10 protein-coding genes are annotated in these 10,894 nt (G+C 40.3%); all 10 read right to left on the reverse strand.

Annotated elements, in window-relative coordinates; translation table 11 throughout:
* Positions 1-229: hypothetical protein (locus DW059_RS13850; RefSeq protein ID WP_147326061.1), on the reverse strand; the 229-nt coding region annotated here is incomplete at its 3' end.
* A 12-nt stretch (positions 230-241) separates the two neighbouring features.
* On the reverse strand, positions 242-721 hold the full coding sequence (locus DW059_RS13855) for a YwqH-like family protein (RefSeq protein WP_117699188.1): 480 nt from the start codon (positions 719-721) through the stop codon (positions 242-244).
* Between the two features lie 33 nt (positions 722-754).
* A complete protein-coding gene (locus tag DW059_RS13860; protein WP_117699189.1) occupies positions 755-1,069 on the reverse strand; it encodes a DUF4176 domain-containing protein in 315 nt (104 codons plus the stop codon).
* Positions 1,070-1,095: 26 nt separating this feature from the next.
* The gene (essC, locus tag DW059_RS13865; protein ID WP_242986283.1) at positions 1,096-5,046 is read right to left on the reverse strand and encodes a type VII secretion protein EssC; all 3,951 of its coding nucleotides are present in this window, start codon (positions 5,044-5,046) and stop codon (positions 1,096-1,098) included.
* Positions 5,047-5,280: 234 nt separating this feature from the next.
* Positions 5,281-6,369, reverse strand: coding sequence for a type VII secretion protein EssB/YukC (locus tag DW059_RS13870; RefSeq protein WP_117699191.1), 1,089 nt, complete (start codon positions 6,367-6,369; stop codon positions 5,281-5,283).
* 44 nt (positions 6,370-6,413) lie between these two features.
* Positions 6,414-6,644 (reverse strand): hypothetical protein, encoded by a 231-nt coding sequence (locus DW059_RS13875; RefSeq protein ID WP_147326062.1) that lies wholly within the window; start codon positions 6,642-6,644, stop codon positions 6,414-6,416.
* Positions 6,613-6,843, reverse strand: a complete 231-nt coding sequence (locus DW059_RS13880; protein ID WP_242986285.1) for a hypothetical protein — start codon at positions 6,841-6,843, stop codon at positions 6,613-6,615. The genes DW059_RS13875 and DW059_RS13880 overlap by 32 nt, the downstream gene beginning before the upstream one ends.
* 273 nt (positions 6,844-7,116) lie before the next feature.
* On the reverse strand, positions 7,117-7,419 hold the full coding sequence (locus DW059_RS13885) for a WXG100 family type VII secretion target (RefSeq protein WP_158552129.1): 303 nt from the start codon (positions 7,417-7,419) through the stop codon (positions 7,117-7,119).
* Positions 7,420-7,438: 19 nt separating this feature from the next.
* Positions 7,439-9,907: a hypothetical protein gene (locus DW059_RS13890; RefSeq protein WP_117699195.1), complete on the reverse strand. Its 2,469-nt coding sequence runs from the start codon at positions 9,905-9,907 to the stop codon at positions 7,439-7,441.
* A gap of 651 nt (positions 9,908-10,558) precedes the next feature.
* Positions 10,559-10,816 (reverse strand): hypothetical protein, encoded by a 258-nt coding sequence (locus tag DW059_RS13895; RefSeq protein ID WP_117699196.1) that lies wholly within the window; start codon positions 10,814-10,816, stop codon positions 10,559-10,561.
* Positions 10,817-10,894: the final 78 nt, after the last annotated feature.

Here is a 10,894-nt window from a genome sequence, read left to right on the forward strand (position 1 = left end):
CCAGTTCATCACGCAGTGTGAGAAGCTTCCCGGCATCCTGCGTCAGGAGGCTCTGATAATAACTCATCAGACCAATTAACTGTGAAAAGCCTGCCCGGTACGCTGTCATGGCATCCATTGATACATTTAAATCCGGAACTGTAAGCTGCTTTCCTTCTACCTCACCGGATACCGTCGAAAAAGAATGTACCTTTGATGTATAAACATTGGTATCTAATTTTATCAGCATAATGATGCCCTCCTAATTAGTATGTTTTTCCAGCCAGTTGCAAAGACTGTTCCAACTGCTCTGCAGCTTGCCGATATACTCATTCTTATTGTAGATTTCATTCTCTCTTCTTGTAATCTCATCACAAAGTGCATCCAGATCATATCCCAGATTGGTACAGACATTTCCGTATTCTGTTTTCAATGCACTGGAGGCAGAAATTGATGCATTATATAAATCTCCACGCCAGCCACTGTCTAATGTATATTTATCCTCAATACCATCCTTCTGGTTTCTCAGCGTATCTATGGCTGTCTCAAGTCTCGTTTTCAGTTCCTTTAATGTATTAAGTGTCCCCTCCATGGGAGCCAGACTGCTGCTTTCTAACTGCAAACTGCTCTTTACTGTGTTTAACTGCTGTTTTACCTGATTAATCTCCGCTGTACTGGTTGTACTCTTCTTTGTTGTTGAACTTCCTTTACTGCCGGAAGAGCTTTTCTTCGTCTTCGACATTTATCCTTTCCTCCTCATCTCTCCGACGCCTTCTTATGCTTCCTGTTCTTTCTTCAGCAGCTGCTCCTGCAGCACACTCAGATTGTTTTTAATATTTTCCTGCATCAGCTTCTCGTCTTCATCCTCATAACCGCGATATACTATTTTCTGAATATCCTTATGCTGAAAATATAACAGTGCATCTCCTATAACCCCTTCCGGATAGGTACACGCTCCATAATCAAAATATCTTTTTTCACCTTTGACTACTGCAAATGCACCTCTTGCTATAATCATAATTTTCTTTACGCCACCTTTAAGCTGCACAATACTTCCTAACGGCAAAAACTCTATATTTTCCTGTTCCATCTTTTTATCCTCCTGCTTATTTTTCTTTATTCTTCTCTGTCTTCACATTTCGGTATGCGGATACGCACATATGCTCCATTATGGAAAAGCAGACCATCACTTAACTGCGGCAATTCCTTTGCTGCAACTGTTCCAAAAATTCCTGTAGAACCAGGGTTGCCCACCAGCAGACCATCCGTAGTTGCTTTTGCAAATTTGGTAATCTCATCAAATCCTTTTAATTTACCGGAATTGGCTGTAAGAATAAATCGGATTCCACTGGACAATGCCCCACTCAATATCGGTGCCAACAATACAGCTTTTAATTTCGTTGCCTCTACAAAGTCATCCCACTCATCTACCACGACATAACATGCATCCAGTTCCTGAACCAGACGGCGTGGTAACTGTTCCGGATGTTCCTTCATCTTCTGCTGCAGCTGCTGATTTCGTGCAGTCACCAGTCCCCCCAGTTCCATAAGAAACGCATCTATTCCATCTGCTCCGATATAATGAATCTCATCTCCGGACCTGTAATGATATAGTTCCATATCTTTCGAGTCTAATAAATATACTTTTCCTCTTCCTGTTATCTGTTCTAAAATAACCTTTAATGCATTCGTCTTTCCTCTTGCAGTCTCACCCAGAATTACAAATGGTGTTGTAAGACCTGCCGGAATACATTCCGGCAATACACTCTCTTTATTCAGTCCCAGCCAGATTGCCTTCTCTGCAGCGTTTTCTTCTGCTGTATGCTGTTTCTTTATCATTTCCATAAATGTTCTGATATTTAACTCATCCGGCAATACCGGGATTCTCGGTGCTACAGTATCCGGATAGCATGCATTTATCTGCTCAATACAGGCTTCTATACCCTGGTTATACTCCAGTTCATCTGTAAATGCAGTCATGACATAGACCTGCATGACACTTACCAGTCCATTGTATTTTATAAGTGTCCGTCCCTTTATCTCTGACTGTGAATAAGAACTTCGTCCCACAATTACATGCAAGTCTGATTCATCGAAAAGATAACCTGCCACTTTATTCTTAAAATTGTTATATGTAGAATACTTCATGGCATTACTTCGTGTTGCTGTTGCTGCCATATATATGCCAAGTCCGGTACCATCTCTGGATAATTTCTGGAAAAATTCTTCCGCTTCATATCCCAGTTCTTTGACCACATCATAATTGTCAATAGCAATTACTATTGCTTTTAATGTCTTTTCTGCCACCTGATTGTATACTTCAAAATTCTGTACCATCCGTTCTGCCAGTAATTTTTTACGCCGTTTTATCTCTGCCTGTATAAGATTGCAGAATTTACGGAATCGTTCTGTATCATCAAAACTGATATAGTCTGCCGTATGATGCAGGCGGTTCAATGGAATCAATCCACTGTTTCCAAAATCCAATATATAGAAGTTCAGATTCTCTACCCGGTTATGCATTGCCAGTGACAACAACACGGTTGTAAGAAATGCTGTTTTTCCATAACCTGCGGAAGCAATATATAAGAGATTTCCGTCTGTGGCAAAATCAAGCTGGTACTCCACCTGCTGCTGTTCTTCCGGAATATCTATCTTTCCAATCCGTGCAATCAGATTTAATGCATTTCCTTTCTCTGCCTGCTGGTCCGATACAATCTGTTCCGGCAACGGTGGCATCCACGGCCGTTTTACTTCCACGGTATCCATTGCCTCATATACTCTGTGGATATAATCTACCGTAGCATCCAGCTGCGTCATCATATTGCCGCCGGAAGCATGTTCATCACTTAAATCTTCATTTATCAGTTCACCCTGTCCAAGGTCATTCACCAGATAAACTCTGTCATCTACTTTTTCCTCTTCCTTTTCACTTACATAAGAAGCTCCACTCCATGCCGACTGGAATAATTCATAGATTTCATTATTTCCAACCTGAAGATAAGCTCTTCCGGGGATTGTAATATTGGCGGCATCCGGTGTCTTTAATATTTCTTTACTGTCTGCCTCATTCTGTACCATAAGTGCCAGTTTAAACTTGGAGTTTGTCCAGATCTGGTCATCTACAACTCCGGTTGGTTTCTGTGTTGCCAGTATCAGATGCACACCAAGGCTTCGTCCGATTCGCGCCGCCGATACCAGTTCCGTCATAAAATCCGGCTGTTCCTTTTTCAGCTCTGCAAACTCATCACTGATAATGAATAAATGCGGCAGTGGTTCCTTTGCCTCTCCATTCTGGAACAGCTTATGATATGCATTGATATGATTCACATCATAGCTGCTGAATATTTTCTGTCTTCTTGCCAGTTCACTCTTAATTGATGCCATGGCACGCATACTCTGTGCTCCATCCAGATTGGTGATTGTTCCCAGCAGATGCGGCAGATTCCGGAATAATCCTGCCATTCCACCACCTTTATAATCAATCAGTAAAAATGCCACCTCATACGGATGATAATTGACTGCCAGAGACAGTATATAAGACTGGATAATTTCCGATTTACCGGAACCTGTCGTTCCTGCTACAAGTCCATGGGGACCATGGGCTTTTTCATGCAGATTAAGATTGACATAATCTTCCTTGGCTCTTACCCCAAGCGGAACAGCCAGGGACTTTGCTGCATGATTTTTCTTCCATCGTTTTGCAATATCCAGTTCCTCCGGATGCTCCACCTGATACATTTCAAAAAATGTAATACTCTCCGGTATCTGTGCACTGATTCCCTGCATATGCTCCAGTGTACTTAAATTTCTTGCCATCCATTCCAAATTTATACCGCTGGTATCTGACAATTCAAAGGAAAGATTTTTCTCTTCCTTCTCTTCCATCAGAAGTGTTGCCTGACCGGAATTATGAAGCATAACTATTGTACCGATATTCTCAGGCAGATTTGCTCTCATATTTGTGGTGTAAATAATAGAAAATCCAAGGTTATCCCCTTCTTTATCCAGATATTCCATAATAGAATGGTCCATAATTAACTTTGGCTCATCTATAATAAATATAAGATGCGGCAGAAAACGGCTTTCCTTCTTACTTTCTTCTAATTTGTTTTTCCGGTTCTTAATCATCTGATGCAGGCTTCCAAGAATCTGGTCTCTCTTCCGCTCTGAATTTACAGTTCCCACTACATTTACCGCATGTATCCGTAAATGTGGATACCAACGCATCCACTGGAAATCAGCATCAAATCTGTTATTATAAATTGTTACGATTTCAAGGTCATGATAACTCTGAAAAAAAGTAAGCTGCGCCACAAGTAATTTCAATTGCTCATGAATAACGCTTTTCTCTCCCACCAGTCCCAGATGTGCTTTCTTTAAATCTACTACAACAGGCTGTTTCATCTTTGAAAATTCCCGCTTCAATTCCTGTGCTTCCAGTTCCAGCTCATCCGGTTTATCCTTTAATTCATCCGTAGAAAGGCGAATACGGAAATGACAATCTGCCATTACCTGTCCCAAAGATACATTCAGGAAATCATCATCATTAGAGCTTCTCTCATAGATTCTTGGACTGTACTGCCCAACCATCCGGGCAAGCTCCTTTACCTCCGGATAATTATAGTGATTTGCCTCTTCTTCATTCTGATATGCTGCATATATTTCCTTTCTTTTCTTTAACAGATATTCCCGATATGTTTTCTCCCGGAGCCTTTTATTCTCCTGACCTTCCTTACGGTCTGTTATATATTTAACCACCGTAAATATTGTTGTCATCACTGTGCCTGCTGCTGACATCAGCACATATAAACCACGCTTCATTAAAATACTGATTCCTACTGTCACACACAGCATCACAAGAGGCGGCACAATAAGTTGTACCAGACTCTCTTTCTTTCCATTCTGCTGTTCTTTTGGGCTGGTCAGACTAATTTCCAAATCCGGTATTCTTTTAATGATTCGAGGAGAACGTTTATACTTCGGATATCCTTCAAATGGAATTTCTTTTTCTTCCAGTTCCAATAATCCATCGGTATTGATATTCACCGTATCTTCGCATTCCACCTGTACACTTTTTTCCAGGAAGATAATTTTTCCCCGGGAAAAGCTTAATTCATCTCCATTGTTTATCTTTCCTTTACAGGCGGCTTCCCTTCCGTTCCAGTATATGTTCTCATAACCTTCTATTGTTACCTCATCATTCCTGACCCATAGCCTTGCCGGAAATCCTTCAATTCCAAGATTTCCATTTTTTCCGTCTATTGTAAAATTCTCTGTTCTCTGAAGCTTCTCTTCATGCTATTCTTCCTCGGTATCGTATTTTTCCATCAATGGCTGCATCTTCTGTGCAATTTTCTCCAGCTCCTGTGTTTTCTCTTCTCCACTGAGACTGCTGTCTGTCTCTATCATGGATTTCTGTTTCATATAAGCATAAAGCAGCATTTCATCATCGGACTGCTGCATGGCAATATCAATTGCCTCTGAAATGTCATTTCTTCCAAGATATATCCAGTACTCCAATCTGGCTGGCGTCTCCTTTAAAGAAAGATTGCTTATAATATTCTCTTTCTGCTGCTGTGTCAGATTCTCACTTCTCACATAGGAATTGGCAAGAATATATTTCTGATATATATCCATATCTTTTACCGATATTTCCTGCATAGCATCCACACAGGATACATAATCAGCGGAAATATAGGCATTTTCTGCCGCAATTACTGCATCCTTATATGGCTCAGTACGGATGAAATCAACCAATGCATAGACCGCCAGTACTATTGCCAACAGCAATACCACAACAAACGATGCCTGCAATGTACGATACCGTCTTCGGTTCAGAAAAATCATTTTCACAGACCGTTCTGTCTCTATCTCCTGCTTACGCTGTTCCAACAGTCTGACCAGCTCTTCTACGGATTCCACCTGCCGTACCTTTTGCAGTATGCCACCCTTTAAAAGCTGCATTCCTCCCTGTACATAATCCGCATAACTGTACTGTTTCTGTAATGCATAGCCAATGAGTGCTTTATATTCTTCCATCCATTTCTGTTCATCATATTCTCTGTCTTCCCCGCAGATATCTCTCTGTTTTACATAGACCAGATGATTCCTGTCGTAATAAAGATTTTCCGGCTCTAATGTAAAGTAATATGATTTCCGGCATGCTGCCAGTAATTCTATATTTTCCAATACCGCCAGTCTTGTGGTAATATCTTCTTTTCGTATCTCTGTCATCGGTGTCAGTGCTTCCAGATTATAGGTTAAAAGCAGTTCCTCCCCTTCTTCCTCTATTTTCACTGCAATAAGACCTGTATCCGGATACATTAATTTCTGATAATCAAATATGCCTTCCGCCTGTAATGCTGATTTCTTTATTCTTTCTTCCATCTTTTCTCTCCCGTATCTTATTTTCTTCTGTCCTCTGTCTGCCTCTACTGTATGCAGAGAATATCTCCATCATAAATACTCTGCTGTTCATAGTTCTTATTCATGTCCAGAAATCTTCCCCTGCGTTCAGATTTCATTTCTTGTACCTCTTCCTGTGGCAGTTTTCCCGCTTCCTTTAAAATAAGCATGGTATCTATTATTTTCTGCTGTGGATTAACCTGTATATCTTCCTGCCAGCTTCCTTCACGATTCATAATTGTAAGTGTGAGCAACATTTTTCTTCCACCTTCCCTGTCTTCTCTTCCGATATTGCAGCAACAGCAGAATTCCCACTGCCAGCAGAATTCCGCATGCCGGAATCCAATACGCATCCAATGATGCGGTTACTTCTGCCTGCTGCTGCAGCTGCTGACTTCCTGTTGTTAAAAATAATTGTTCTTTTACAGCCTCTTCTTTTCCGGCATTTTCATCCATTTTCTTTATAAATACCTGTTCCTTTGTATCCTCATAGCTGCGTTGTTCCTTCTGCTGGTAATCTTTTACTTTTTCTTCATAATCATCCGTAAATACATCTGCTCCGTTTACATCCGTCAGCGACTGATAGTCTGCGACCGGTTCTGCAGTACCGAAGGATTAATCTCTATTTTAGAATTATCTGTCACTTTACTTCTCCTGTTTCTGACAAAAGTATGGTCTTAAGGGATAGAAGAATCGGAAAGTCACAGGATGTGGCTTTCCGATTCTCTATTACATTACTCCAATCTTTCCGGCAATTTCACGGTCAATGTTCTGCATAGATGTAGATACATCACGTAACTGCTGTGCAATGGATGTAATTAATTCTGCAGTTGCAGAAAAGCTAGGCTCTAAGGAACTGAACTGATCATAAAATGCCTGACTGCTCTGTCCTGCCCATTCATCGCAAAGTGTAGAAACCATATTACGCATGGTACTTACTACCTGCTGGAATTCCTCACATCTTGCATCAAATTCATTTGCCTTTGTCTCCATCTGCTCCGGACTAATCCGGATGTTGTTTACATCTGCCATTTCTTTTGTCTCCTTTACTTTATATTGCAACGTCTTTCGACGGGTTGCTCTGTTCCTTGATTCTTCTGTGATAACTTCTGGCATAGCTTCCTAATATTCCCACCGCCAGAATTCCTAATATTCCATATAAAAGATATTCCACCCAACGTGAACTCTTCTGTTGTTCCCTGCTGCCGGTAACACTTTTCTGTGATACGGTATGATCCACCTCATCCTTTAAACGCTGGTAATCGCTGACCTGCAGCATCTGCGTTGGTTGTGCCACAAATTCATATACCTGTGTATATTCCATGCTTCCTACTCTTGTATAGGGAAGCTTTGCTGCAAAATCTGCCAATGCCGTCTGATTCTGACTGCTTGTAGTATTCTTCACTTCCTTTGCCGAAGCCAATGCATCTGTAACTGCCTGATTGGAAGTTTCTTTCGCTTCTTCCATGTGCTGCTGCAATGTCAATATATTTTCTGAAGTAGTCTGATACAATTTATCTGCATAATCCACATAAGACTGATTGCTGGTGTTGATTTCCTGCTGCATAAGTGCAGCATTTTCTCTCATGCTGCTCACGCTGTCATTCATCACTGTGGTATCCTGTCTTGGATGAAATCCATTTACGCTTCTTTGATAAGAATTAACTGCATCCTGTTCTTCTTTCTGGCTATTTTCTATCTCCTTTTTCACGAAATCTGTGCGGTCTGCCAATGGCTGTATACAACCACTCTGAACCAGACCCGTAATGCCATCCACATCAACATTCTTCTGTGCCGCCACATCTGTCTGCATCGCATCACATAAAAGCCCGGTGTCTCTCAGCAAATCACGAAATCCCATCCTGCTGCCATCCCCGGTCTGCCAGCTTCCCTCAAATACCGGTAATGTATAATCTTCTGTCGTAATCTGTTCCAGTGATGCCTTAAGATATTCTCCCAATGCATCCACATCTCCCGTTACCTTTAGCTGCGTCTCTGTCTGTGCAACCGGCACTTCTCCATCCAGATATGCCTTTAAAAATTCCTTTGTAGAGGCATACCCCTGTTCTGTCAGAAATTCCATGATTTCTGTATCTGCATCACACTGTTCAAATATTTTTTCTACCGTAACCGCTGCTTCCGGTTCTTCTCCAGTATCTTCGCCTTCGCCTGATTCCGGTTCGTTTTTCTCTCCTTCTTCTGTTTTGCCTTCTTCTGTTTTGTCTTCTCCGGTTTTATCCTCTTCTCCGTCCCCGCCATCTGAATCTTCCGGCAGCAGAAATGCCTTTAATATTTTGTCGATATAATTCTTGTTCTTTACATTTTCTTCAATTGCATTCTGTTCCAGTGCAATGGTAATAACCGGCGGTTCTTCCATTCCTTCTACCTGACTGCAGGTCAGTTCATATGCTACTGTTCCATCTTCTGTCTCTGCTTCCTTCCATTGCAGTTTCGGCAGCTGAGCCTTCATTTCTCTGCCATAGGAATTCAGGTTCTGTATTCCTGCTGCTTCAATTCTCTGATTATAGTTTTCAATGCATTGCTGCAAATTCGTATCCAGTTGTTCTGTCACATTTTGAATCTGTGCAATCTGGGCAAGACGGCTGTTTTGTTCAGCAGTCTTTTCTCCGTTATATGCAAGCAATGTATCCTGCAGATTTCGAATCCCATCCCGATATAAAAGTTGCCCGTCTGCATCCGAAAGTAAATTGATTTCTCCTACGCCTTCTGATATTTCTTTTAAGGAACTGACCAGTTCATTTCCTGCTGTTCGCAAATCACTTAACTGTGCAGAAGCATCTGACAGATTTTCCCGATATGCACTGTCTACTGCCTGAATCAACTGCGCATTTTCCTCTGTATAATCCGAAATATCTAACGGTATTGTAGTGTCTTCCTGCTGTTTTAATTCCGGAACTGGAACCATGCTTACCAAATCAGATGCCTGTATTCCCTGTATTGCTTCTTTATCTGTAATGTCATTATTCATAACCATTGCAGATTCATCCTGCGCCGCATGAAATTCATCCATTATGTTACATAGATACATATATGTCATCTGACTGTTCAGTTGTTCTCCAAACTGAAGGACATCACCTAAAAGTTCTTCTCTTGCATCTGCTGATACATCTTCACTGACTGCATACTGTAACTGCGATGCCGCCGGAACTGTATTTAAGCTTTCAACATTTTCCGAAAAATCTGATGGAATTATAATATAAGCACCATATCGCCCTTCTTCTATTCCATTTCTGGCATCTTCTAATGAGGTATATATGAAATTATCATTTGGAAAATTTATGATCTGCTCCCCATAATAGACTTGTGTATTACCATCCGATATGCCGGTATCCAGATTCACCACTGCCACTCCCTGTGACTCCACTGTTCTTTCTACTGCTGTATTACCTGTCTGTAATGTAGTGTTTCCATTTATCTTACCGATTCGATATCCGGTAAAACCGCTTGTTCCCAGCAGCGTAATGCACAAAAGAACAGTTATTACTTTCTTCCGTTTCATATCCTCTCTCCCTTTTCTTTTGTCTTTGTCGTATAGATTTTTTCTCTTTTTTTCGTAAATGTCAACCAAAAATATTCGACCTCATTTTCCCTTTATCTGTTCCTCTTTTTTTCTCTCCTGATTTTTCATTTTTCCTTATTTTCCGGGCATTTCAGCATACTTTTTCTAAAATTAGCAGATGATTAATTTCTATATCATTTTAAACTTAATTTAATCTGGTCGAATAAAAGTCGAAACAGTTTTCTCTGAACATCAAAGCAGTTTTTCCTTTTTTGTGTAATCTGCCATCTTGCTACTCGCGTAAACTACAAGAAACGCATTGCTTCCATAGCACCAAGTGCTATGGAAACAATGCGTTTAAAAATTATCCTACTTAACATATCTTTTGATTTTTAGCGTTCCAATGAAATGGAGGCGTGATATTAAAATCAATTCTTAATACATCTACTTGTACCTGTTTACCGTCTAAATTTACTAACTAATCCTTTGGCTACTATACGCAGACAATTTTTGATATATATATCCGCCCCTTCTCCACTCAATAAATTTTCTCTATCTTGACTATCATATGCTTGTGCAAAGAAACTTCCGCAGGGATATTTCCCCATATCCGGATCCTTTTATACAAATAATATATTTCTATATCAAGGATTATATTTTTTTATATAATTCTGCCAACTCCACCAACTCCATACCTAAATAATCTGAATAATCCCATGAGTCAATTATAATTCGAGGATAACTCAAAATAATATTTTTCTGTCTGCTACTAGTTTGAAGTTCACTCAATATAGTTTGCAACTGAACTATATTTCTCTCACTTTGTCCCTCTTTTACTTTTTCTATTTCTTCCTTTACTTTCTGTTGCAACTCACCATTTCTTTTAATGAACTGCTCTTCTAATGGCATTTTATCAACTCCTCCAAATTTACTTCAGTACATTTCTCTATATTCCAAATATTTACTTACAACTCTTTTCTCCTCCAT

The sequence above is a fragment of the Roseburia sp. AF42-8 genome (assembly GCF_003435965.1).
Lineage (GTDB): Bacteria > Bacillota > Clostridia > Lachnospirales > Lachnospiraceae > Roseburia_C > Roseburia_C amylophila.